A 22,985-nucleotide genomic window follows, 5' to 3' on the forward strand; every position below is an offset into this window, starting at 1 on the left:
CATCGCCGGCCAGGTTACGATGTGCGGGTTTTCCTTATGGATCGGAAAGCTGAGGCGGTGATTCCCTATGTCGTCTGCCGTCATTTTCCCTGAATGACTCTGCCTCGATTCCTGTGATCGTGATGCTGCTTGATGGCTGGAACGGAGATTGAGCCGATGTGGCATGATGAAAAATGCAGAATGGGCGGCTCGATCTGCCCTGGAGCCCTCAGGGTCGGAGAGGCGCGACGGGCGCAGGACGGTCCGGGCCGTGGGACGGAGGCGCTTGTTATCCCGGATGCGCTCTGCAATCCGGCCGGCGTCACGGTTGGCAGGTTCGCCGTCTGCAGGATCTGTCGGGTGGCGGATTTGCCCAGGCTTTTCGGTCCCGCCGCCCGCGGTCGTCCGGCGCAGCGCCTGCGCGGCATCCCGGTGTGAGATCGTGAGCGGAGATCGCGCCGGTCTCTACGCGGAGAACGCTCGTCAGGGCGCGCCCGTGATCTTCGCTGGATGGATGGCTCACGGCCGGCGACAAGCGTCGCTGGAACATGAACAACTGGACTCAACAGGCCGCAGGGCCGTCAAGACGGACTAGGTCAACCAGGTTAAACCTTTGCAACTTTCCGGCCACTGCATCACCGCAATTGTCCGTCAGACGAAATTCAGTCGGAGCACCGTTACGAAATGGGTGCAGCTTGATGCGCTGGCAGAGTGCAACGTGATGGCGCAAAAACCAAACGCACCAAGCGGCTTTCACGACGATCTCACTCGACCCTGCGCCGAGGACGGCCCTTGCTGCTGGCGATCAGAGACCTTGGCGGCATCGGCAGCCTGTCCCATCTGCGCCGGCTGCTGACAGGTTGGCACCGTGCCGGATGCCCCGTCACTGTCGATGCCGCCGCGACCGCTGCGCTTCATTTGATCGATCCATCGACCGGACCTCCAGTCTCACCGATCGTGGCCGCTGCATTGTGTGTCAAGCCGCGCGGCCTACCGACGGGAGACCAGGCGGCAAACGTGGATGCTTTCAGCAGAATATCTCCTGCATTCGCCACCATGCGAGCATTGGCACTGCGTTTTTGGGGAATTCTGCGCGGCGGCGATGTCGAAAACTTCACCGTCTGGCTGAATGAGCGCCAACCGATCAATAGTTTATGGTATTCGTCGCTTCGTCCATACGCTGGGCAAGACTTTGGCGGCGGTTGGCAATGTAGAAACTGTAACCCCGAGCAACGGTCAGACCGAATGTCAGATCAACCAACTGACGACATTGAAATGGCCGATCGACGGCCGTGCGGGCGTCGATTTGCTCCGTTCGCGAGCGATACGCCTCCGGGTCATCCCCAGTCACACGAATTGAGGCAGAGCCTTTTGCCGCCGACGATCCGCAGTATCATCGCCGCCGGCAGCTATGCTTCTCGCATCCCCGTCGCCGTAGCATTGACGGCACAACACCGCCGCCCCATACGCCGTCCGCCCCCATCCCTGGAGCCGCCATGAGTGCCGAACTTCGCCACTGGCGCGCCTTTGCCGCCGCAGCCCAAGCCTGCGATTTCACCCAGGCTGCCCACCAACTCGGCCTGTCCCAACCCGCACTGAGCCAATTGATCCAGTCGCTTGAAGCCACCCTGCGCACCTCCTTGTTCGACCGTACCAGTCGCCGCGCCCGCCTGACCGAGGCCGGCGCCAAACTCCTCATTGAAGCGCGCGTGCTGATTGACCAAGCGGATCGCCTGACTGGGCTGGCGGATGCCACCACCCGCAGCACCGCGCAGCGCCTCGCCGCCGGCTATGTTGGCTCCGCCGCGTTTCACCCTGCCTTCACCACGCTGATCGCCGCAATCAGTGCCGATCAACCTGCGATTACGCTCCATCTTGATCAATTCTCCGCGACCAGCCAGATCGAACAACTCACGCAGTGCCGCCTCGATCTCGGCATCGCCCGCTCGCCCTTGCCCGATCTCGGCGCGAGGCTCGCCAGCCTGACCTTGGCGCGCGAACGCATGATCATCGCCCTCGCCGAAACCCACCCGCTCGCGCAGGCGCCGCGCTGCAGCCTCGCTAAACTGCGAGACGCGCCGTTCATCCAATATTTGCAACAACCCACCGGTGGGCTGCGCGAATGGGTCAATACGGCCTGCGCCAAGGCCGGGTTTGAACCGAAAATCATTCACACTGTGCCGCAAATCGCCACCATGCTCTGTCTGGTCGGTGCTGGCATCGGCGTCGCCTTGGTGCCGGAAACCATGGCCCGCTTCGGCGTTCCCGGTGTCACCTATCGGCCGATGGCCCAGGCCCTCACGACTGAATTAACCTTGCTGTATCGCCGGAGCGATACAGCGCCCGCATTGCGCCAAACCCTGCGTCTGGCGCGGCGACTGATTCATAAGCCTCACTTATGAATAATGCGTAGAGAAACGCTTGGCCTCACGCACCGACACGCTATGCTTGCGTTATGGCCGAAACCAAACTCGCCACCGCCAATACTGCCGAAATCGGCGAGAGCCGGCTGACGCCGGGTATCAATGCGGCCGATGCGGCGGCCGGCGAGATGCCGCTGGCCCTGCGCGGTGCCACCCCCGGCGCCGCACGCCGCGCCATTATCATCATCCATGGCCGCCGCCGCGATGCCCCGTTTTACGCGGACCTTGCCGCCAATGCCTTTTGCAATGGCTCGGCCGATGTGTTGGTCATTGCCCCGCAATTTCTGACCGCGGCGGACATCGTGCACCACCAACTCCCGGCCACCAGCCTCCATTGGCATGAAACCGGCTGGATGCAGGGAGAGGAAGCTCTGGGCGCGGAGCCGATCAGCGCCTTCGCCGTCCTCGATTACCTGATCGATACTCTTGCCGATCCCAGCGGCTACCCCGTCCTTGAGCAGATCATCATTGCTGGCCATTCAGGCGGCGGCCAAATGGTGCAGCGCTTCGCCATTCTCACTCACACACCGCACCCGGTTCGCTTTGTCGTGGCCAACCCCTCCTCATACGCCTGGTTCGGCCAGGCTCGCCCGCACGCGCCCCCCGCCGACACGCTGGCCACACGCTGGAAATACGGTCTTGATGCTCGCCCCGCCTATGGCGCTCCGCTTGATGATGACGCTCTCGAACAGCGTTATATCAACCGGGATGTGCGTTATCTGCTCGGCATGCTCGATTGCGATCCCCAGCACGCAATGTTAGATCGTTCACCCGCCGCAATGAGCCAGGGCGCCAACAGGCTGGAGCGCGGTCGGAATTTCTGGGCCAGCCTGCGTCAACGCCATGGCGCCGCGCTACGTCATCACTATGCCGAAATTCCCGACGTTGGCCACGAACCCGCCATACTATTCGCCAGCCCGGAAGCCAGGTCAGCTTTCTGGTCCAGCTCCTGATCCGCATCAAGGCCAAAATCCTGAGGAAACTGAAATGAATATAAAATCGGTCACTCTACCAATCACCACGTTCACGGCCCTGCTCGCGAGCACTCCGCTCTTCGCACAGGCCCGTCCTGCGATCCCAACGGTGCATCCCAACCGGCTCACCGTCGCCTACCGCACCGATGACAAACCGATCTCCTTCATAGCCGACGGCAAGCCCAATGGTTTCCTGGTCGCGTTCGAACAAGCCATCGGCAAGCAAATCGGCCTGAAAGTTGAATTCGTCTCCACCGATTTCGCCAGCATGCTCCCCTCAGTGAAAAACCATGTTTATGACAGCGCCGCCTTCCCGGTTCTGGTTACGCCGGCGCGGCGCAAAATCGTCGATTTCACGACCCCAATCGCCTATGCCGAGGCGCGCCTGGTCAGCCGCACCGATGCGCCGATCTCCAGAATCGATGGGGCAGCGAAAAAAACGATCGCCATCACCCAAGGCAGCGCCCTGATCCCGCTGCTCCGACGCATCGCGCCCGGCGTCAAAGTCAAGCAATTCCCCAACATCGCCGCGAGCACCAATGCGCTCCTTGCCGATCAGGTGGATGGGCTGTTCACCGGACTTGCCACTGCCGACCATTTGGTCGCCCAACACAACGGGCTTAGCGAATCGCAAATCGTCAATAGCGGCGAAGCCGCGTTCCCGGTCGCCAAATCCAACCCGAAATTGCGCGCCGCCCTGAATACCGCCATTGCCCACTTGATGAAAAATGGAACGTATACGAGGCTGTTTCAGAGATGGAACCCGAGCAATGTCGCCATCCCCGACGCGCTCTACGCGCGCTATCCCGGTATGCCGCATGAACAACCTGCCAAACAATAGCCGCATCTGACCCACGCTGACCCATGCTTAAAGGTCTCCACGGCATCCAGCAGACTTTTTTCGATCTGCACCTGATATTAGGGGTCATGCCCAGCCTGCTGCGCGTGGGTCTGCCCAACACCATCATCCTCGCGCTATCAGCAACCCTCATCGGCATCGTGATTGGCCTGATCATCGCCATCGGGCTGATCTCAAGCCGCCGTCCGGTCGGCCTGCTTTGCCGAGTCTACGTCGATATTCTGCGCGGCCTGCCGCATATTCTCACCATCTATCTCATCGGCCAGGGTCTACCGCTGGCTGGCCTCAGCCTTTTCGGCCATGATACCTACGCCTATGCTGCCCTCGCAATCGGGCTGATCGAGGGCGCTTACATGGCCGAAATTTTCCGCGCTGGTCTGCAATCGGTCGACCGCGGCCAAATCGAGGCCGCCCGCACCCTGGGTATGACCCGCGCCCAGACCATGCTGCTAATCATCATCCCGCAAGGCATCCGCCGCGTCCTGCCGCCACTCACCGGACAATTCATCCTGGTCATTAAAGGCACGGCCTTGGTATTCTTGTTGGGCCTCACCGCATCCCAGCGCGATCTGTTCTCGATTGCCCAGGATTCTGCAATCAATAATGCCAATCTCTCGCCGCTCACCGCTGCAGGGCTGATCTATCTCGCCCTCACCGTGCCCATGACCTACGCGGTGAATGCATGGGAACGTCGCCTGCGCCTCGGCACAAATCCGCGCGCGCGCACGGCGTTATAGAAATGCAACCGATGGCCCCTTCGACCGGCGGCGTGCGCTTTGAGCATATCACCAAATCGTTCGGTTCCGTGAAAGTTCTCGACGATATCACGCTCGATGTTCCGCGCGCCATGACCACCTGCATCATCGGCCCGTCCGGCTCTGGCAAATCCACACTGCTGCGCTGCGCCAATCTGCTCGAGCGACCCGAAGCGGGCCGCATCATGGTCGATGGTACAACCATCACCGATCCCGGCGTCGATATCGATGCCATTCGCAGCCGCGTCGGCATGGTATTCCAGCATTTTCACCTGTTTAGCCATCTCAGCGTGCTCGATAATGTCGCTTTGGCACTCCGCAAAGTCCGCCGCCTGCCGCGTGCCGAAGCCGAGGAGCGCGCCATTGCCAAGCTGAACGATGTTGGGTTGCGCGGCCTTGAGCGCCGCCGCCCCACTGATCTCTCTGGCGGCCAGCAACAGCGTGTCGCCATCGCCCGTGCGTTAGCGGTGGAACCCGCGATCATGCTGTTCGATGAAGCAACATCCGCCCTTGATCCCGAGTTGGTCAAGGGTGTGCTCGCCATCATGCGCGAACTCGCGGCCTCCGGCATGACCATGCTTGTCGTTACACACGAAATGCGATTCGCCCGCGAAGCCGCCAGCCAAGTGATCTTCATGGACCACGGAAAAATCATCGAAGCGGCATCACCGGCGGTATTGTTCGATCATCCGCAAAGCCCGCGCCTGCGACAATTTCTCAATCAGGTTCTCTAACATTGTCTGGACCCGCCATGACCCGACCCACACGTCCATCCCGCCCCAGTGTCGCGCAAATTCGTGATCTGTTTGCCCGCCGCTCATTGTGGCAATCCTGGTTGGATGTCGAAGCTGCTCTGGCGGAAAGCCAGGCGGAGCTCGGTATCATTCCTGCCGAGGCCGCTTACGAAATTCGCACTAAAGCCCGCGTCGAATGCCTGGATGAAGCCGCACTGACCGCTGACATCGCCCGTACTCGCGCCCCCATCGTCGCCCTCGCCCGTAGCCTCGCCGCAGCCTGCGCGGCCGAGGCGGGCGGCTATGTGCATTGGGGAGCCACCACGCAAAATGTGGTGCAAACTGGCCGAACCCTGTTGATGCAGCGGGCCCACCACGCCCTCATGCAGTGTTTTGACGATATTTTGGCAAAGCTGGCCGATCTTGCCGAGCACGAAGCCAAAACCGTCATCGTCGCGCGCACCAATCTGCGCCACGCATTGCCGATTACCTTCGGCTTTAAAGTCGCCGGCTGGATTGAAGAGTGGCTGCGTCACCGTGAGCGATTCGCACAGGCCGCACGTCGGGTTTTTTGTGCGCAGTGGGGCGGTGCGGTCGGCGCCATGCACGCCATCGGGCCGCTCGGCCCTGAACTGAACCGCAACCTCGCCGCACGCCTCGGCCTTGGGCATTTCACCGTTCCCTCGCGTGCCGGGCTTGATTATTTTGCCGAATACATCCTGCTGCTGGGTCTGTTCGGCACAACCTGCTCAAAAATCGCCCGCGATCTCTATAGCATGATGGCGGATGAAATCGATGAAGTGACCGAGACCCTCGGCGATGACGTGGTTGGCTCCAGCACTATGCCCCATAAGGTCAATTCCAAAGTTGCCGTGCATGTCATTTCGTTAGCGGCCCGCCTGCGCACGCAAATCCCGCTCGCGTTGGAAGCGATGCAGCCCAGCTTCGAAGGTGATGGCGCGCATAATCAAATGATCTCCGCCATGGTCGATCAAGCCTGTCCCCTCGCCTATGAGCTTATCACCATGATGGATGAACTGATCGGCGGTATAGGTTTGCATCCCGTGCAAATGCGCGAAAATCTCGCCCGCTCCGGCGAATTTTTGGCCTCGGAAAACGCCATGATGGCATTAGCGCCCTTGCTTGGGCGCAGCCGCGCGCATGATGTGGTGCATCACGCGGTGCACGAAGCCGCGCACAAGCATATATCGCTCACCGACGCCGTAATGGCCGACCGATCACTCCCGCCCAGCGTCACGGCCGATCTGGTGCGCAACGCACTCGATGCCACGCAATATACCGGCCTCAGCGAAACCCTTGCGCTCGACATGGCCCGCATCGCCCGCGCCGCTCTGGCTCAGCCAGCCGGATAAAACAGCCGCAACAGCTTTGCCGTATGGGGTCGGCTTCCTTTAATTCGGTCCTGTCTGAATTTATGAGAAAACCGGAATCGCGCGGTGAAGGGGTTACCGACAGCGTCGGGTCTCCCTGTGGCCTGCCCACGAGGCGCCGGAGCGCGCAGCCAGGCCAGGGATCCCGCGTGCCAGGCACAGCGGCAATAAGCATAGGGTGGATGTTCGCGACGTGCGGAGCGGGCCGATGCATATGCTGAGCGCTGGCTGCGATTGGCGCTCGATGCCAAAAGACCTCCACCACGCAGCACGGTCAGTCGCTATTCCTGCCGCTGGTTAGGAGATGGCACACTCAATCGGCTGCCCTATACGCTTTGCGTGCGGTACCGGGAGCGGGCGGGCCGTGAAGCCAGTCCGACAGCGGTGATCATCGACAGGCGGAGCGTGAAAAGTGCCGAAAAAGGCGGTGCCGGATTGATCAACCGGACTTTGGTGGCGGCGGGAAAGTCAAGAGCAAAAAGCGGCATGTCGTCCTCGATATGCACGGTTGCTGGCGGATGCCGTCGTGCGTGCAGCCGGCACCCAGGAGCGTGACGACGTGCTGCTGATGGCAAGGTTGTTCGGACTGACCCGTTCTTGCTGAAACTTTACGCCGATGCAGACCGACCCATAAAGATTTCGGACCGACTCTGAGAGCTTTGACCGCTACTTCACTCCATCAAAGAGGCGGCCGGCTGCTGATGTCGCGGCTGCCGTGCTATTTGATTAACCAGCGGCGTCCCTACGCCGGAAATGGCTTGCACTTATCATGGGCCAGATCATCAATGTTACTTGGGCCTACATGCGTGTCCGTCCTGTCCGTCTAACACCCGAGTGATTGGACCTGTGCATTTCATGAATAGTTTGCCACGCTGGGTCGATTGGCGGGCTGCACGCCATATAGCATCGGGCTGCGGATCAGCTGACTTATTCATGGGGGATGCGATGCATTTGGCGAAAGCAATGGCGACAAGCGGGCTCGGTGTAATCGCCGCATTGGCGGTTGGCGGACGGTTTGGGCCGGGACCGAAGCACAAACGGACAACGGCCTGGTATGCAAGCTTGCGCAAACCCGGATTCACGCCGCCTGGCCCCGCCTATGGCCTGGCGTGGACCGTGCTCGGGGGGTTGTTGATTTATTCTGGCACGCGGTTGCTGAGCGCTCCAGCGCAACCCGGGAAACGGGAGGCGATCGCGTTGTGGGCCGCCAATGTCGTCGGCATTGCTGTGTGGCCGGCGGTGTTTTTCGGGCGCAAGAACCTTCCCGCGAGCGTTGTGACGGCGGGTGGCATGACGGGCATTGCCGCAGTTGCAGCCGCAGCGGCCGCACGGATCGATCGCAACGCCGGGGTGGCGAGCCTGCCGCTGATTGGATGGCTGGCGTTCGCCAGCGTGTTGGATGGTGAGATCTGGCGCGAGAATCGGCGACGTCGCTGATCACCTTCGTTTTCGCGGAACGATGGGGATGCGCGTCGAGACGGTGCACAGAGGCGAGCCGCACGAATGACAAAGTTACCGGTGGGTCTTTATATTTCATGGTGATCTCCGCTCTGGAGGAAGATGTCACTCATTACGGGTCCAACGATTTTTTTATTGTCTTACTGGGAATATGGCAGAAAATCACTGCATCTTCATTGACGAATAAAAGACGCATACCGCGGCCCACTTCGCCGGCTCGTAAACCCCATGAACGCCGACAATAGAATACGGCGAATGGGACACATTTAGCACGGATTAAGGGCACACTCACACGCGATTCGCGCGAAAATCCCTCGCATCGGTGGACCAGCAATATTTTTTGAAAGTATGCACTTTTGCTGGTTGTCCGTACGGCGTGGACGGAGGCCAGTTCCGATGTGCGAGCAACCGCCTCGCCCGCGAGCAGCCTGTCAGCAGCGGAACAAATGGCCGTATCATTTGATGCGATGGGCTTGTAACTCCAGTTTTATCGGCGGCGATATATTAGACCGGCTGCTTTGATCTCGCGGCTTCCGCACGGCCGCTCATGTGCAGCATTTTGTCAGCCGGTCTGGATTTCATCAGCGACACGCGGTTATTCAATGGGTAATTATAATTATCACGAACTGAATTAAATTAGGTTTAACGACTTGGATAAATCGTGATGTATTCACATTTATGTTATGCCGTTATAGTCAAAAAGGGCTCGCCGCTGCGATGAAGATTGCGATGATCAGCCATTTGAAATACTCAATTGGCGAGCCTTTCGCGGGTGGTCTCGAGATGCACACGCATCTTTTGACAATGGCACTACGGGCAAAGGGGCATGAAGTGACTCTTTTCGCGGCGACGGGGTCCGATCCAGCCACGGGGGCTATCGAATTGTGTCCGCCGACCGGGGAAAATTCGGCAGCGAGCGCGCGGGCTGAGCATCGTGTCTATGCGCGCTTGATGGATCGGCTGGCTGCGAGCGATGTTGATGTTGTCCACAACAACAGTCTGCATCAGGGTCCGCTCGAGCGGTGCGGAAATCTTAAAATACCGATGGTCACGACGCTGCATACCCCGCCTTTCGAGTCACTGGCACGCGCGGCGGTGCAGGTCACCGCGCCTTTTCATCGTTTTGTTTCCGTATCGAAAACTTTGGCTGGATTCTGGGCCCATCTGGTTATAGTTGATGATTTGATAACCAACGGCGTCGATCTTTCAGATTTTCAGTTCATGGCGGCGCCGGCGCAGGTCCGTTATTGGGTCTGGTACGGGCGGATCGTGCCGGAAAAAGGCTTGCATCTCGCAATCGATGCGGCGGTGGCTGCTGGGGTTGAGTTCCGTTTCGCCGGGCCCATTGCGGATGAGGCGTATTTTGCGGGCGCTATCGTTCCACGTCTGGCCCACGGTGTGACATATGCCGGTCATCTCACGCATCAGGCGCTGGCAGTGCTGGTTGGTGGCGCACGCGTGTGCCTGTGTACGCCGCGCTGGGACGAGCCGTTCGGTCTGGTGATCGCCGAGGCGCTGGCCTGCGGCACGCCGGTGGCGGGATTCCGTCGTGGCGCTCTGCCGGAGTTGCTCGATTCTGCGAGCGGCGTTCTGATCGAGGGGGAAGACCCGGTGCGGTTGGCGGTCGCCGCTCTGGCGGCGGAGGGCCTGGCGCGCACCGCCTGCCACGCCCGTGCGGTACGGCATTGGGATGCCGGGCGCATGGTAGGCCAATATGAAGATTTATACGCCGCGCTGATCGATCGGCAGGCAGTACGGCGCGCGGCATGACGGGGGGATATACGGGGCGGGATTTGCCGTTTCAAATCGCGCTGCCAGCCCGCGATGAGGCGGCACAGTTCGGGGCGTTGCTCGATGCGCTGGCGGCGCAGGATGTCACGGGACCGATCGGGGTTTCCGTGTGTCTGAACAACACGACGGACGGATCCGCCATGATCATTGCCGAGCACGGTGCGCGCGCGTCCGGGCGGTTGGTGATCGACGTGATCGAACAGTGGTTTCCGCCTGAGACGGCCCATGCAGGTAGCGCGCGACGTTGTGCGATGGATGCCGCAGCGGATCGCCTCGCGGGGCGGCCGGATGCGCTCATCATCACCACCGATGCCGATACCAGGCCCCCGCCCACGTGGATCGGGGCGATGCTGGCGGCGGCGCAGGCTGGGGCGGATATCATTGGTGGGAGGCTCGATCTCGATGGCGAGAGCGATCTGCCGCCAGCGGTGATGCGACTGCATCTGTTATGGGCGAGATACTGGTCTGCCGTCCGTGACATCGAAGATACGATCGATCCGCGGGAATGGGATCCGCCGCCGAGACATGGCGATCACACCGGGGCCAGTCTTGCGGTTCGGCTGGGCTTGTACCGGGCCGTTGGGGGCGTCCCGCCGATCGCGCTGGGTGAGGATCGGGCGTTGGTGGACGCCTGCTGCGCGGCGGGCGGTCGTCTGATCCACCCGCAATCGGTGTGGACGCGGGTCTCACCGCGCCGGATCGGTCGCGCATCGGGCGGTATGGCGGCATCGATGGCGGTCTTGTTCGACAATGCCGCGGCCGGAGTAGACCCGATGGTGCCTGGGCTCAATCATTGGCGTGCGCGGGCCGCGTGGCGGCGGGCGCTGCGACAAGCGGGGCGTGACGCGACGATACCCGACGCGGAGCGGCGGTTGCCGCCAATGCCGGACGATACGCCCCTCAGCCTTGCCGCACCTGCGTCATGAGCCGGTCGATCCTGTATTACGTGCATCATCATGGGCAGGGACATCTCGACCGGGCAAAGGCGATCGCCCTCCAGGCGCCCGAACGGTTCGTGTTGCTCGGAACCCGCATCGCAGGGCGCACCGGTGCAGTATGCAGCATGGATCTCGACGATGATCGGCCGAATGAGGATGGCGGGACGCGTTGCGCTGTGACGCCGGCGTTGCATTACGCCCCGCAGGATCATCCTGGCATTCGCAACAGGGTCGCAACGATCGCGGAAACGATCGCGCGTCGGGCACCTGCGCTGTTCGTGGTCGATGTGTCGGTCGAGGTCGGATGGCTTGCTGTCCTGGCATCGGTGCCGATGGTTTATGTGCGATTGTCAGGTGATCGCAGCGATGTCGCGCACGAAATGGTGTTCCGGGCCGCGCATCGCCTGATCGCGCCCTTCCACCAGGATTTGGATGATCCGGCGACACCCGCTTGGGTGGTGGATAAAACCATCTACCTGCCTGGTCTGACCGCGGCAGCGCCAGTTGCGCGCGCGAATGGGCCAAGGGTGCTCGTGGTCGCCGGGGCGGGTGGAACGGGCTACGATGGCGAGCGGATCGCCGCGGCATGCCGGGCGACGCCGGGGTTTCAGTGGCGGTGCATCGGGCCGGTTTCGCAGCCCGCCGTCTGTCCCGATAATCTGGTAATCGTCGGCTGGTCGCCGACACCGGAGCGGGAGATCGCAGCGGCGAGCGTGGTCGTAGGCGCCGCGGGCGATGGATTGGTCAGCGCGGTGTTGGCGGTCAATCGGCCGTTCATCTGCCTGCCGGAGGTGCGACCTTATCAGGAACAGCTGCGCAAGGCTGAGGCGCTCACGCGGATGAAGGCTGCGGTCGTCGAGGCGCAATGGCCCGAACCCGCCGCGTGGCCCGCGTTGCTTGAACGCGCATTGTGCCTGGATCCCCGGGCCACCGCGCATCTGCATGATGGCGCGGGTGTTGCGCACGCGGCGGAACAACTCATCGCGATGGCGCAAATGGTATGAACGGCCGAGACGTCAGTGTGCTAACACTGGTCAAGCAGCGGCGGGAACACCTGCGCGCCCTGATCGAAGGGTTGGCGCGCTGCCATCCCTTGCCGGGCGAACTCATTGTCGTGGTCATGGATGAGGAAGCATTTGATCCGCCCGCCGCGCCGTTTCCGATCCGAGTGGTCCATCAGCCTGCGCACGGGCTGCCTTTGGCCGCGGCGCGTAATGCCGCCGCGACCGCCGCAAAATGCCCCTTGCTGCTGTTTCTCGATGTCGATTGCATTCCGATGCGGGGATTGGTGGGGGCCATGGCGTGCCGTACCACGCGATATGACGCGTTAATCTGCGCGGAAGTGCATTATTTGCCGGCAGGCGTGATAACGACGCCGTGGAGTGAGGAGCGTATGCTAGCTTGCGCTGCCACCCATCCGGTACGATCGTTTCCGCACCGGGGCGTCATCGAGGCACCAACGGCTGGTTTGTTCTGGTCCCTGGCGTTTGGTGTTCGCCACGCGCGCTTTGAGGCCCTCGGTGGATTCGATGAGCGGTTCAGCGGGTACGGCGCGGAGGATACCGATCTCGCCTTTCGCGCCGCGCGTTCCGGTGTGGCAATTCTATTCGCCGGTGGACCCGGCGCCCTTCATCAGCACCACACAAGCTTCAATCCACCCCTGCAACATTTCGATGAAATCATCAGCAATGCCTGCGTGTTTTACGATATTTGGTCCGTCTGGCCGATGACAGGATGGCTGGATCAATTTGCCGCACTCGGCCTGATCGAATGGACCCCGAGCCGTTTGATACGCCGCCGCAATCCAACCGCTGCCGAAATCTATCAGGCCCGGCAACCGGACACCGTGATGTTTGGATAACCGGGGCGGAGCGGTCGGCTTCGAGATGATCGTAAGTCCAACAGGCTTCCGGCACGACTTTGGCATATTTCAGTAATTCTGGTTATTTTTAGGAATCCCAACTTGCCTTTGACTGATTGATGGTGTGGTCGGCATTGCTCAGGCTGACCATGGCAACCGCCAGATTAAACTGGACCGGGGAACTTGAGCACTGGCTCGATCCGTTCATCGATGCGCCTGGCCGTAGCACACGCCGGTGGATATGCCCTCTTTGTATGGCTGGTCCATCGGGCCCGGCGATCGCGAGAACGTTCAATCGATGGCGGCCCGTGATAGTGGCATGAATTGTGATAAGCTTCGCCATTCCACCGCCAGCGGCGTCCGTGATGCAGCCCCCTGGGAGCAGTTTCGCTCGTGGCAGCCGACCAATCGGTTGGCGGCGAGACTGCGTGGTTGATCATCGACGACACTGCTTTGCCAAAGAAGCGCCGCCGCCTGATTGGCGTCGCAACCCGATATGCCTGAGCATTTGGCAAGAACACCAACTGTCATACCAACCGGCCAAACCGCAGACTGGCAGGAGGATTCTCCAATTTCTGTGCATGGCTTTGGATATTTTCCATCAATGGCGAAAACAGGGGGTCGTGCGTCTGGGTTTTGTGCATTGAGCGCTACTTGAACGAGCAGCTGTCAACGCCCGTCTCCGGGATTTGGCAATGATGAGGCACACGGCCGAGTGGCACGGTGGTCATTCTCCCGTGGTCAAAGATGGTTTCTCCTGCGCTGAAGCTCAGATTGGTCGGGATCGTGACGCTGGTGCGCTCGTAGCGCATGATGAGCAGGAGGAACGCCAAAGCACCGCCTGAATCTGCTGAAGGCAGATGGCCGAGCTCATTAAAGATGACAAGATCAGCGCGGACCAGACGACCTGCGCCATCCTGTGCATTTTGAGACTATGCAGCATGATGACCAAAGCGTCGGTGGCAGGGACCCGCTCACGACCAGGATCGCGAGCGGCGCCCCGGCGTTTCATCGCGCTATCGTCCTGCAATATTGCATGTTCGCATCCCATCGCAACGGCATGAAAGCTGAGTCATGGCCTTGATGACCCGTTGCATCTCGGTGCTTCGAGAAGCACTTCCTGACTCGACGTTAAACCAGCATTCGAGGAGCGCAACAATGTTTTTACATCGTAAGGAACTCATTCGTCCCGTGAGCGTGGGCAAACCGAATCCGGTATTTGGCCAGTATCTATTGGAGCAGTTCGGGGGTGCGACCGGCGAACTCACTGCCGCGCTTCAATATTGGGTGCAATCATTCCACGTCGAAGACACCGGGATCAGAGATATGCTGCAGGATATTGCAATCGAGGAGTTCAGCCATCTGGAAATGGTCGGTAAGCTGATCGTCCAACACACCTCGCAAAAGGAGCATCACAAGCTTCACGATGTCCCTTTGTTCGCGATGAAGGGAATCGGGCCGCATTTCGTCGATAGCCAAGGTTCAGCCTGGACCGCATCCTATTTGAACGAGGGCGGGAATGTAGTGCGCGACCTGCGCGCCAACATCGCCGCGGAAGCGGGGGCAAGGCAGACGTATGAAGCGTTGATCCATCAATGCGACGATGATGGAACGCGCGAGGCATTGGTCCATTTGCTGACCAGGGAAATCACGCATGCGCAGATGTTCATGAAAGCGTTGGACTCGCTTGGCAAATTAACCGACCCAATGTTTGGCACCATCGCACCCGATGACACCGTGAACGTCGTCTACAATATGTCTCGGGGCGACGACATGCGCGGCCCGTGGAATACAACGCCGTTTGAATACGTTGCCGAGCCGCAGCCCGCGGGAACAATAGATACCAGGATCGGCAATCCCGACGATGAGAAAACACCGTCGACTGCAGTAAAAGCCTGAAGCGATTGGGGGAGGGTCATTAGCGCTGCGTCGTACCCTATACCGTAGCGCGCCCTGTCGGGCGCCCTCTCATCATCGGACGCTGCTTGATTCAGAGGTAGAACTGGTTTCAATGGAAGGACTTAGCAACTCGTCGATCCGGGTCAGCAACTCCCCGAACGAGAACGGCTTGACCAGGTAGTCATCGCCGCCAGCCTGCAGGCCCTGCACCCAATCGGAAAGCTCTCCCCTGCCAGAGAGGAACAGGGCTGGGACGGTGCGGCCAGTTTGGCGCACGGCTTTCAGGATATCCACGCCATCGATGTCATCGCCGAGTTGTCGGTCCAATATGATGAGTCCGTGGGTGCCACCGAGGGCGGTGACCATTCCCTCCCTGCCATTCGAGGCCCAGTTGACTTCGTGGCCGGCCTCGGACAGCGCAGACACCAGGAAACGACCGACATCGGGATCATCCTCGACGATGAGTATCTGCGTTTTGGTCGCTGAAGGCATAGCGCTGCTCCTTGTTTATGTAAGAGTGTCTGTGTCGCTGACAGCCGGTTGCGTGACCCCTGCGGTTCGTTAGGGACCAATTAGTCTTTAATGGGCGGACATGGTCCTTGATAATATTTACCGCATTTCTCCAACACCGTCATTGCGCGGCCCATGGAACCATCGCTTCGCACTATGCATCTCGCCATTCGATCCGTCCTCCGGTCCTCATTCAAGTGTCCAGAGATGACAAGGAGATCGATGGACGTTCTTTTGTGTCAATTTCCAGCGAAATTATGCAACCCGCCTCGGTGATTCAATAGGACAATCTCACTGCCAAGCTTGGTCGTCTGCTTTGCCTCGACCACGATCGTGAGGGGAATTTTTCATGGTATATGTGAAAAATTGCCAACCACGTCTGATCTACATCGGTTGTCTCAAAAACGTCCATAGAATCGAGCTTGATGCAATTATCGGCGACGCATACACGATATTGCGGAGCAGTTTTTGTGGCCCTATCGCATGATGTACATTGGGGAATCCGTCAACGTATTATCTTGTTCGTACGGCCTCTGGTAAGCTGTTGTCCCCGGTCACGCAAAACCAACTTGTCATCTGCCGATCATGCGCGTGAACGGCGGGGCCCGCTATGAGCAGGCTGGATATGTCCGCACCCGTGGATAACGATAAGGTGATAAATGGCAAACAATGTAAGACGGACGGTCAGGATCGCTCCCTACGACGCACCGGCGGGCGGTTGGGGATCGGTACGATCGCTTGCCAACATCGTTGTGCGCGAGCACGTGCCGCTGGTGGCCGCCAAAACTCTGATGGCACAGAACAAGCCAGACGGATTTGCTTGCGTCAGTTGCGCCTGGCCGAAGCCCGCACACCCCAAACCATTCGAATATTGCGAGAACGGTGCGAAAGCGACGGCCTGGGAAATTACCTCACGGCGTGCCCGGTCGAAGTTCTTTGCAGCCCATACCGTGGCGGAACTGCGAAGCTGGACCGATTATGACCTTGAGCAACAAGGGCGTCTGACCGTGCCCCTGCGATGGGATGCCGCGACCGATCGGTACCTGCCGGTTTCGTGGTCGAATGCGTTTGCCGAAATCGGTGCGGAACTCCAAGCGATGCAGCCGAATGAGACAGTGTGGTACGCCTCGGGGCGGGCTTCACTTGAAACATCATATATGTTCGCGCTGACCGCCCGTCTGTTCGGTACTAATAATCTCCCCGACAGCTCAAACATGTGCCACGAGAGTACCTCGGTCGGGTTGATGGCATCACTCGGTGTCCCCGTCGGAACCACAATTCTCGAAGACATGGAACAGACCGATTGTTTGATCTTTTTCGGCCAGAATCCGGGTTCCAATTCACCTCGCGCGCTTCACCCGTTGCAGGACGCGCATCGGCGTGGCGTGCCGATCATCACCTTCAATCCGTTGCGCGAGCCTGGGTTGGTAAAGTTCAGCAGCCCGCAGTCACCGGCGGAAATGCTGGTGCTGCCGCCGACGCCGATCAGCACCTCTTATCATCAGGTCAAACTGGGCGGTGATATCGCGGCTGTGCTCGGCATCGCGAAGGCGTTGATCGAGGCCGATGACGCAGCGGCCGCCGCCGGATCAGCGCCGGTGCTCGATCACGGGTTCATCGCTGAACACACCGATGGGTATGATGCGTTCGCACACAGGGCACGCACTGCATCCTGGCGCGAAATCGAGGCGCGTAGCGGCCTTTCGAAGCATGCGCTGGAAGCTACGGCGGTGACTTACGCGAAATCGCAGCGCGTGATGATCGTGTACGGCATGGGCATTACCCAACATCGTGAGGGTGTCGAGGCGGTGCGGATGCTGGTCAATTTGCTTCTGCTGCGCGGTAATATCGGCAAGCCCGGCGCCGGCATCTGCCCTGTGCGCGGTCATTCCAACGTGCAGGGGCAGCGTACGGTGGGGATCAGCGAGAAGCCCGGACTTGTGCCGCTCGACAAGATCGCGGAACGATACGCATTTGAGCCCCCGCGGAATACCGGGTTGAATACGGTCGAGGCGTGCGAAGCCATCATTGCTGGAAAGATCAAAGCGTTCTTGATGCTGGGGGGCAATTTTATCCGTGCGGTCCCGGAACGTGCGGCGATGGAGGCGGCCTGGAGCAAGATGCGGCTGACCGTCAATATCGCAACGAAGCTCAACCGCAGCCACCTGGTGCATGGCGCGATATCCTACATCCTGCCATGCCTCGGCCGCTCGGAAATCGACTTGCAGGCCAGTGGGCCGCAATCGGTTTCGATCGAGGATAGCACCGCCTGTGTGCACGGCTCGCGCGGCGTGCGCCCGGCCGCCAGTCCTTATCTACTCTCGGAACCTGCGATCGTTGCGGGAATTGCCAAAGCGACACTCAAGCGCAATCCGCTGATCGATTGGGACGCCTGGGTTGGCGACTACGCACTGGTCCGCCGGGAGATCGGCGCGGTCCTGCCTGATTTCGCGGATATGGAAACGAGAATGTGGCAGCCCGGCGGATTTCATCGTCATATCGCGGCACGCCAGCGTGTGTGGAACACCGCAACCGGGCGGGCCAGGTTCGTCGACCCGACCAGCATCGAGGAAGATGCGGATATGGCGGGGTCAGATCGTGACGTCCTGACGATGATGACTATGCGTAGCAATGATCAGTTCAACACCACGGTATACGGCTACAACGACCGGTTCCGCGGCATCAAAGGTACCCGCATGGTGGTGCTGATGCACCAGGACGACATCATCCGGCTGGGTTTCGCGGATGGCGATAAAGTGAGCCTGACGACAGTGGCGCATGATGGAATTCCAAGGATGATGAGCGGGTTTCGGGTGACCCGCTATGATATCCCGCCCGGGTGCATCGGCACGTACTACCCTGAAACAAACGCGCTGATCCCCCTATGGCACCACGCCAAGGGCAGCAAGGTACCGGCGGCGAAAGCAATCCCGGTCCGGATCGCTCGATCGACTCACGTCGAGACCGGTGGGCAGAATTTCGTCTGATGTCAGGCTCGGGTCATTCTCGCCTGTCCGAACGCTCAGACAATTTGATTGGCCGATAAGACACTGGCGAATTATGGTTCGATTTTGGAGCGGAGTTGGGGAAGGGAAGGCTTCTTTTTTGTAAAAAAGAAGCAAAAAACTTTCTGACCCTGGGGCACGGGCGTTTTCACCGGCACGGGCCCAAATTAACAAAGTTTTTTTTGCTTCTTTTTTGTTCACAAAAAAGAAGGACTTCCCTTGCTTTTTTGCCTATATCATTGCGTTATCGTAACGAAATAGGCGTGCATCAGCCCCGTGGGCCTTTGCGCCACATTTTTTTGGCATCGAAGGAGGGCACGAAAGGGTGGTGCCAGGGCGGGACGGGTGGTGGGGGTGGGCCGAGGATGTCGCGGAGTTGTTCGGGCGTGAAGTCGATGCTGCCGTCGGGGTTGACTTTGTATTGGGCCATGAAGTCGGGCTGGCGCTTGGGGCGGGGGCGTTTGGGGCGGGGGTTGGCGGGGTTTGTGGGTTCGCCTGTGGGTTCGCTCCGGGGTTTTCTGGGGCGTTTGATGATTTGGGGGGGACGCAGGCCGAGCATGGTGTGGAGGGGGCGGAGGATGCGGCCGAGGCTGGGGTGGGTGGCCAGCAGGTCCAGCACGATGGGGTCTTCCATGAAAAGCTGGAGATCGGCGCGGGCGGCGGCACCGGCGACGACGGTGGCGGGGCCGTTGGGCAGCAGGCGGATCAGCCAGGCGAAGCCGCGGGGGAGTGTGAGGGGTGGTTTGGGGTTGGGGATGGCGGTGGCGGGTTCGCGCTCGACCGGTCCCGAGGCGCGGGTGCGGGTGCGGGGAGATTGGGGTGGGCGGGAGGCGATGCGGGCGAAGCGGGCGATCTGACGGGCGAGGTAGTTCCAGATCAGGACGATGAGCGGGCCGTGGATTTTGAGGCGGTAGCCGTTGTCGGCGACCGAGCGTTGCAGGGCACGGAAGATCACCGTGAAGCGCTCGGTCGGATCGGCAGGCATGAACGGCGCGTTTGCGATCATGACCGTACGTAAACCATGGTCGGTGGGGGGTGCGAAAGGAAAAAGTTAGTTTTTGTGTTAGAATTTGAGGTTGTTGGGTGTGGCGGGGCTGGATTGCCGCGCTGCGCTCGCAATGACGGTGTGGAGTTGGGGGCTTGGGTGATGGGGATTCTATGTTCCGTTTCGATGATTTTGGCGCCTCGGGTTGAATCGGGGATTTCGGCGGGAGGGCATGGTCCTGGCGGCGGTCGATTTGGGGATAAGACCCCCTTATTACAGGGGTTAACCTGGTGCGAGGATTAGGGCGCGTGAGTTACGATCAGGTTGATACCGCGATTGCCGAATGGACGACGCGCCATGGGCTTGTTCTAACCAAGAGTTTCGGTGGCCGCGCGGTTCGCAACGTTTATATTTCGAGCGTGGCGGCCGACGTTTTTCAAATCTGGATCGATGAACCAGAAAACGGATATGTCGCGATCCACGCAGCGGGCGTGGAGGGTGTTCGGGAGGACGATCCGCAGCGGGATTGGCTTGTGAGGGTCGAAAATCCAGCTTCGGCGCTGGATGAGGTGTTGCGCGTCGTGGAGCAATGGATGCATCCGTCACAGCGGCATGGTCCGGCCGGCGCGGGAGTTTAGCGCGGCAAATTACAAAACATGTGGCGATTCGGCTTTCGGGGATCGGCGAGGTCGGCTAACATTCGAAGATGGCTGGCGAAAAACCTGCGGCGCGGATGACCGATATGCATACCTGCCCGGAGAGCACCGGGCCGGTGCCGCATGTCGGCGGGCCAATTCTGCTTGGCTCGCCGAATGTGCTGATCGGCGGGCTGCCGGCGGCGCGGGTGACCGACATGGTGACGTGCGTCGGCCCGCCCGATACGATCGTGATGGGGTCGCCGACCGTGTTGATCAATGGGTTGATGGCCGCGCGGATGGGTGACCAGACGGCGCATGGCGGGGTGATTGTGGGCGGGTTGCCGAGCGTGTTGATCGGGACGGCGGGTGCTGCGCCAGCGGCGGGGGATGCGGGCGGTTTCGGGATCACGCCACCGGTCGGGCCGATGTGCATGCTGAATGCCGCGAAAACCGGCGCGCCGTTCGTGCGCCAGAGTTGATGAACGAGGCGGCGCAACTGGGTTTGGCGATGCAGGGCTGGCCGCGCCCGGTGTTCATGACGGTCGATGGCTCGCTGCTGCGCGACGCGCCGGATGTGCTGCGGCGGGCGGATGTGGTGGTACGGTCGTTGTATATGGAGCATCCGAATCCGGCGGCGGTGCGGGCGGGGCCCTGGTTCGCTGCGCTTGATCAGAGGCACCTCGACAACGTTCTGCGGATCGAGGGGATTGGAGGCTGGGCGGTATTCTGGGGTGGGGCGGTCGATGAGGCGGTGGTGTACCGGCATTTGCGGAGCATCAACCTGGCCGACCTGCCGCGACCGCGCGATGCGCCGTTCGAGCGTTTTGCCGCCGATCCTGAGACGGTGATGTTTCGGCATGCCGATCCTTCGGTGCTGGCGTTGGTGCTACCGGTGCTGGAGGCGGGGCAGCGAGCGCGGCTGTTCGGGCCGATGAGCGGCGTTGTGCTGGCGGCCTCGACGATGGGTGGGGTTCGTGAGGCGAGGCGGCGGCGTGACTGGCCGGAGGCACCGCGCGGGCGGTTGCTTCTGTCGCAAACGCAGCTCGATCGGATTGCCGAGGCGATGGCAGAGCGGTCGCGCCGCAAGGTTGCCGGTTTTCTGCGTGACGCCGCACCTGCTCATGCTGCGCGGATGGATGAGCCGGGCCTGATGGCATTTGTTGCGGAGACCGAAACCAGCGGCCGGGCGCTGGGGTTGACGACGGAGCGGGGACTTGGGCGCTGGGCGTATCTGATGCTGGTCAGCCAGGGGGGCATTGCAGGTAGCGCGCCGGCGCGGCGATGGATTGCCAATGGTGTGGGGACGCCGGACGAGCGGATCGGGCAGTTGCTGCTGGGGATTGCCGGTGCGCTGCACCGCGCTGAGGTGGGGGCATGAGCGGCGCGGCGCTGGGGGCGCTGGGGGCGGCCGATGCGATCCCCGGGATTGACGCGATCGCGATTCCATTGACGGTCGGGCTGTTGGCGGTGACGGCGGTTGCGGCGTTGCACGCGCATCAAACATCGCAGAGCGGGTTATCCGACCAGGCGCCGGCGGTGCCGTGCCCGAGTTGTGCGGATGAGTTGCCCTGTTTCAATACGCCGGATGGTGCTGATCCGGCGGAGATGAAGCGACAGCTGAAGGAGCAGCAGGATAAGATCAATGAGCAGTCGCCGGAGGAGATGCAGAAGCGGTTGGATGAGGCGGATGGGCGGAAGGCGGAGACGGGGAGTTATCGGCCGGAGGGGGATGCGAAGGCTCGGGACGGTGCACGAACCGATTTCCAAGACGAACGGCAATCGGAGTTGCAAAGGGCATTTCGCGCTCAGGGTTACAGCGGAGCTGAGGCGGCGCGAATGGCAGCGGATCAGACAACTCAGGAGATGTCGACCCAAGACGCGACCCATGAGCTTGACTCGATCGTCGGCGGCAACGAGTACGACAAACTCTCACTTGGCGGCAGGACGGTCAACCGCTCGATCGGATCACAATGGAAATCGCGAGTTAAGGCGCTGAAACAAGCCGTTAAACGCGCGAAGGAGCGGGGTCAAAAGAAAATGAACGTAAAATTGGAACCTTGTGAGCCAACATCATGACTGAATTAAATGAAGATTTTGCGTATTGCCTCGAAAAATTCGGACTTCCGGTGGGGGGAGAGCGGATCGATCCGCGTGTTCTCGAAGCATATCGATCAATAGTCCCTGATTCGATGATTGCGTTCTGGAAGGAGTGCGGCGTCGGGTTGTGGCTGGACGGGAGGTTTCAGCTTGTTTCTCCGGATCGGTATCGAGGCTTGCTTGATTTGATATTGCAGGGTGATCCCGATTATCCGCCTGATCAGTCGGTCCTGATCGGATATGGCGCATTCGGTAAGTTGTTGATCTGGAACAATCAAAAATATGCTTTGAAAGTCGATCTGGTTGAGGGGATAGCCTATACGACGTTCCCGAAGCCCCGGTTTAATATTTTGCCGCCTGACGTGGGTCTACCCGGTGAAATAAGTCGTGCTGATAGCCCGATTTATGATTGTCTTGAGCGAACCGATGCGCCCAAGCCGCTTTTTATCCGGGCGGTGAAGACGTACGGGAAGCTTGCTCATGGCGAGTGTTACGGGTTCGTGCCGGCGGTGGGGCTTGGGGGGCGGGGGGTGCTGGAGGATGTTCAGCGGGTGCGGGCGCTGGAGCATTTTTCCATTCTGGCGCAGCTGGGGCCGATCGAGCTGCGGTATATGGATACTGAGACGCGGAAGATTGTGGTGTTGCGGGCGCTTGGGGGGTGAGTTGGCAAGAGTTCTGCGTTGGTTGT

General features: G+C 60.5%; 22 protein-coding genes. 19 read left to right on the plus strand and 3 right to left on the minus strand.

The window, feature by feature from the left end; translation table 11 throughout:
- Positions 1 to 771: 771 nt before the first annotated feature.
- The 12 genes from AruPA_RS16525 to AruPA_RS16580 all read left to right on the plus strand — a co-directional run bounded on the left by AruPA_RS16525 (position 772) and on the right by AruPA_RS16580 (position 13,163).
- Positions 772 to 1,479, plus strand: coding sequence for a hypothetical protein (locus AruPA_RS16525; RefSeq protein WP_265637882.1), 708 nt, complete (start codon positions 772 to 774; stop codon positions 1,477 to 1,479).
- Complete coding sequence (locus AruPA_RS16530) at positions 1,476 to 2,381, plus strand: LysR family transcriptional regulator (RefSeq protein WP_265637883.1); 906 nt, start codon at positions 1,476 to 1,478, stop codon at positions 2,379 to 2,381. The genes AruPA_RS16525 and AruPA_RS16530 overlap by 4 nt, the downstream gene beginning before the upstream one ends.
- 53 nt (positions 2,382 to 2,434) lie before the next feature.
- The gene (locus tag AruPA_RS16535) at positions 2,435 to 3,355 is read left to right on the plus strand and encodes a hypothetical protein (RefSeq protein WP_265637884.1); all 921 of its coding nucleotides are present in this window, start codon (positions 2,435 to 2,437) and stop codon (positions 3,353 to 3,355) included.
- On the plus strand, positions 3,246 to 4,217 hold the full coding sequence (locus tag AruPA_RS16540; protein ID WP_265637885.1) for an ABC transporter substrate-binding protein: 972 nt from the start codon (positions 3,246 to 3,248) through the stop codon (positions 4,215 to 4,217). The genes AruPA_RS16535 and AruPA_RS16540 overlap by 110 nt, the downstream gene beginning before the upstream one ends.
- 23 nt (positions 4,218 to 4,240) lie before the next feature.
- The gene (locus AruPA_RS16545; protein ID WP_265637886.1) at positions 4,241 to 4,972 is read left to right on the plus strand and encodes an amino acid ABC transporter permease; all 732 of its coding nucleotides are present in this window, start codon (positions 4,241 to 4,243) and stop codon (positions 4,970 to 4,972) included.
- A gap of 2 nt (positions 4,973 to 4,974) precedes the next feature.
- Positions 4,975 to 5,724 carry an amino acid ABC transporter ATP-binding protein gene (locus AruPA_RS16550; protein ID WP_408858852.1) on the plus strand — a complete coding sequence of 250 codons (750 nt, stop codon included), beginning with the start codon at positions 4,975 to 4,977 and terminating at the stop codon, positions 5,722 to 5,724.
- Positions 5,725 to 5,741: 17 nt separating this feature from the next.
- The gene (locus AruPA_RS16555) at positions 5,742 to 7,097 is read left to right on the plus strand and encodes a lyase family protein (RefSeq protein WP_265637887.1); all 1,356 of its coding nucleotides are present in this window, start codon (positions 5,742 to 5,744) and stop codon (positions 7,095 to 7,097) included.
- A 981-nt stretch (positions 7,098 to 8,078) separates the two neighbouring features.
- Positions 8,079 to 8,552, plus strand: a complete 474-nt coding sequence (locus tag AruPA_RS16560) for a TspO/MBR family protein (RefSeq protein WP_265637888.1) — start codon at positions 8,079 to 8,081, stop codon at positions 8,550 to 8,552.
- 738 nt (positions 8,553 to 9,290) lie between these two features.
- Positions 9,291 to 10,343 (plus strand): glycosyltransferase, encoded by a 1,053-nt coding sequence (locus AruPA_RS16565; protein WP_265637889.1) that lies wholly within the window; start codon positions 9,291 to 9,293, stop codon positions 10,341 to 10,343.
- Positions 10,340 to 11,290, plus strand: a complete 951-nt coding sequence (locus AruPA_RS16570) for a glycosyltransferase family 2 protein (protein WP_265637890.1) — start codon at positions 10,340 to 10,342, stop codon at positions 11,288 to 11,290. The genes AruPA_RS16565 and AruPA_RS16570 overlap by 4 nt, the downstream gene beginning before the upstream one ends.
- Positions 11,287 to 12,306: a hypothetical protein gene (locus tag AruPA_RS16575; RefSeq protein WP_265637891.1), complete on the plus strand. Its 1,020-nt coding sequence runs from the start codon at positions 11,287 to 11,289 to the stop codon at positions 12,304 to 12,306. Before AruPA_RS16570 ends, AruPA_RS16575 begins: the two co-directional genes overlap by 4 nt.
- On the plus strand, positions 12,303 to 13,163 hold the full coding sequence (locus tag AruPA_RS16580; protein ID WP_265637892.1) for a glycosyltransferase family 2 protein: 861 nt from the start codon (positions 12,303 to 12,305) through the stop codon (positions 13,161 to 13,163). The genes AruPA_RS16575 and AruPA_RS16580 overlap by 4 nt, the downstream gene beginning before the upstream one ends.
- Before the next feature lie 650 nt (positions 13,164 to 13,813).
- Here AruPA_RS16580 and AruPA_RS21830 read toward each other — a convergent pair.
- Positions 13,814 to 14,065 (minus strand): ATP-binding protein, encoded by a 252-nt coding sequence (locus tag AruPA_RS21830; protein ID WP_408858864.1) that lies wholly within the window; start codon positions 14,063 to 14,065, stop codon positions 13,814 to 13,816.
- A 172-nt stretch (positions 14,066 to 14,237) separates the two neighbouring features.
- On the opposite strand from AruPA_RS21830, the gene AruPA_RS16590 reads away from it, so the two are divergent.
- Entirely contained in the window at positions 14,238 to 15,062 is an 825-nt protein-coding gene (locus AruPA_RS16590) for a manganese catalase family protein (protein WP_265637893.1), read from the plus strand.
- A gap of 72 nt (positions 15,063 to 15,134) precedes the next feature.
- Here AruPA_RS16590 and AruPA_RS16595 read toward each other — a convergent pair whose 3' ends face one another.
- Positions 15,135 to 15,554, minus strand: a complete 420-nt coding sequence (locus tag AruPA_RS16595; RefSeq protein WP_265637894.1) for a response regulator transcription factor — start codon at positions 15,552 to 15,554, stop codon at positions 15,135 to 15,137.
- Positions 15,555 to 16,231: 677 nt separating this feature from the next.
- Between AruPA_RS16595 and AruPA_RS16600 the strand changes: the two genes are divergently transcribed.
- Positions 16,232 to 18,559 carry an FdhF/YdeP family oxidoreductase gene (locus AruPA_RS16600; RefSeq protein ID WP_265637895.1) on the plus strand — a complete coding sequence of 776 codons (2,328 nt, stop codon included), beginning with the start codon at positions 16,232 to 16,234 and terminating at the stop codon, positions 18,557 to 18,559.
- Between the two features lie 286 nt (positions 18,560 to 18,845).
- Here the strand turns inward: AruPA_RS16600 and AruPA_RS16605 are convergent, their stop codons facing one another.
- On the minus strand, positions 18,846 to 19,583 hold the full coding sequence (locus AruPA_RS16605; RefSeq protein ID WP_265637896.1) for a hypothetical protein: 738 nt from the start codon (positions 19,581 to 19,583) through the stop codon (positions 18,846 to 18,848).
- A 287-nt stretch (positions 19,584 to 19,870) separates the two neighbouring features.
- Between AruPA_RS16605 and AruPA_RS16610 the strand changes: the two genes are divergently transcribed.
- The 5 genes from AruPA_RS16610 to AruPA_RS16630 all read left to right on the plus strand — a co-directional run bounded on the left by AruPA_RS16610 (position 19,871) and on the right by AruPA_RS16630 (position 22,959).
- On the plus strand, positions 19,871 to 20,200 hold the full coding sequence (locus tag AruPA_RS16610) for a hypothetical protein (RefSeq protein WP_265637897.1): 330 nt from the start codon (positions 19,871 to 19,873) through the stop codon (positions 20,198 to 20,200).
- Positions 20,201 to 20,295: 95 nt separating this feature from the next.
- Entirely contained in the window at positions 20,296 to 20,679 is a 384-nt protein-coding gene (locus tag AruPA_RS16615; protein ID WP_265637898.1) for a PAAR domain-containing protein, read from the plus strand.
- The gene (locus AruPA_RS16620; RefSeq protein ID WP_265637899.1) at positions 20,679 to 21,578 is read left to right on the plus strand and encodes a DUF4123 domain-containing protein; all 900 of its coding nucleotides are present in this window, start codon (positions 20,679 to 20,681) and stop codon (positions 21,576 to 21,578) included. Before AruPA_RS16615 ends, AruPA_RS16620 begins: the two co-directional genes overlap by 1 nt.
- Positions 21,575 to 22,276: a polymorphic toxin type 15 domain-containing protein gene (locus tag AruPA_RS16625; protein WP_265637900.1), complete on the plus strand. Its 702-nt coding sequence runs from the start codon at positions 21,575 to 21,577 to the stop codon at positions 22,274 to 22,276. The genes AruPA_RS16620 and AruPA_RS16625 overlap by 4 nt, the downstream gene beginning before the upstream one ends.
- Complete coding sequence (locus AruPA_RS16630; protein ID WP_265637901.1) at positions 22,273 to 22,959, plus strand: GAD-like domain-containing protein; 687 nt, start codon at positions 22,273 to 22,275, stop codon at positions 22,957 to 22,959. The genes AruPA_RS16625 and AruPA_RS16630 overlap by 4 nt, the downstream gene beginning before the upstream one ends.
- The last annotated feature ends 26 nt before the right edge of the window (positions 22,960 to 22,985 follow it).

The organism is Acidiphilium sp. PA (assembly GCF_026191915.1).
Lineage (GTDB): Bacteria > Pseudomonadota > Alphaproteobacteria > Acetobacterales > Acetobacteraceae > Acidiphilium.

Bases quoted from the DNA above. Each gene is read 5' to 3' on its own strand.
- AruPA_RS16555 (WP_265637887.1), top strand. From the start codon at position 5,742: ATGACCCGACCCACACGTCCATCCCGCCCCAGTGTCGCGCAAATTCGT.
- AruPA_RS16575 (WP_265637891.1), top strand. From the start codon at position 11,287: ATGAGCCGGTCGATCCTGTATTACGTGCATCATCATGGGCAGGGACAT.
- AruPA_RS16625 (WP_265637900.1), top strand. From the start codon at position 21,575: ATGAGCGGCGCGGCGCTGGGGGCGCTGGGGGCGGCCGATGCGATCCCC.
- AruPA_RS16530 (WP_265637883.1), top strand. From the start codon at position 1,476: ATGAGTGCCGAACTTCGCCACTGGCGCGCCTTTGCCGCCGCAGCCCAA.
- AruPA_RS16630 (WP_265637901.1), top strand. From the start codon at position 22,273: ATGACTGAATTAAATGAAGATTTTGCGTATTGCCTCGAAAAATTCGGA.
- AruPA_RS16600 (WP_265637895.1), top strand. From the start codon at position 16,232: ATGGCAAACAATGTAAGACGGACGGTCAGGATCGCTCCCTACGACGCA.
- AruPA_RS16560 (WP_265637888.1), top strand. From the start codon at position 8,079: ATGGCGACAAGCGGGCTCGGTGTAATCGCCGCATTGGCGGTTGGCGGA.
- AruPA_RS16595 (WP_265637894.1), bottom strand. From the start codon at position 15,554: ATGCCTTCAGCGACCAAAACGCAGATACTCATCGTCGAGGATGATCCC.
- AruPA_RS16570 (WP_265637890.1), top strand. From the start codon at position 10,340: ATGACGGGGGGATATACGGGGCGGGATTTGCCGTTTCAAATCGCGCTG.
- AruPA_RS16620 (WP_265637899.1), top strand. From the start codon at position 20,679: ATGAACGAGGCGGCGCAACTGGGTTTGGCGATGCAGGGCTGGCCGCGC.
- AruPA_RS16545 (WP_265637886.1), top strand. From the start codon at position 4,241: ATGCTTAAAGGTCTCCACGGCATCCAGCAGACTTTTTTCGATCTGCAC.
- AruPA_RS16615 (WP_265637898.1), top strand. From the start codon at position 20,296: ATGACCGATATGCATACCTGCCCGGAGAGCACCGGGCCGGTGCCGCAT.
- AruPA_RS16535 (WP_265637884.1), top strand. From the start codon at position 2,435: ATGGCCGAAACCAAACTCGCCACCGCCAATACTGCCGAAATCGGCGAG.
- AruPA_RS16580 (WP_265637892.1), top strand. From the start codon at position 12,303: ATGAACGGCCGAGACGTCAGTGTGCTAACACTGGTCAAGCAGCGGCGG.
- AruPA_RS16550 (WP_408858852.1), top strand. From the start codon at position 4,975: ATGCAACCGATGGCCCCTTCGACCGGCGGCGTGCGCTTTGAGCATATC.
- AruPA_RS16590 (WP_265637893.1), top strand. From the start codon at position 14,238: ATGGCCTTGATGACCCGTTGCATCTCGGTGCTTCGAGAAGCACTTCCT.
- AruPA_RS16565 (WP_265637889.1), top strand. From the start codon at position 9,291: ATGAAGATTGCGATGATCAGCCATTTGAAATACTCAATTGGCGAGCCT.
- AruPA_RS16605 (WP_265637896.1), bottom strand. From the start codon at position 19,583: ATGATCGCAAACGCGCCGTTCATGCCTGCCGATCCGACCGAGCGCTTC.
- AruPA_RS16540 (WP_265637885.1), top strand. From the start codon at position 3,246: ATGGCGCCGCGCTACGTCATCACTATGCCGAAATTCCCGACGTTGGCC.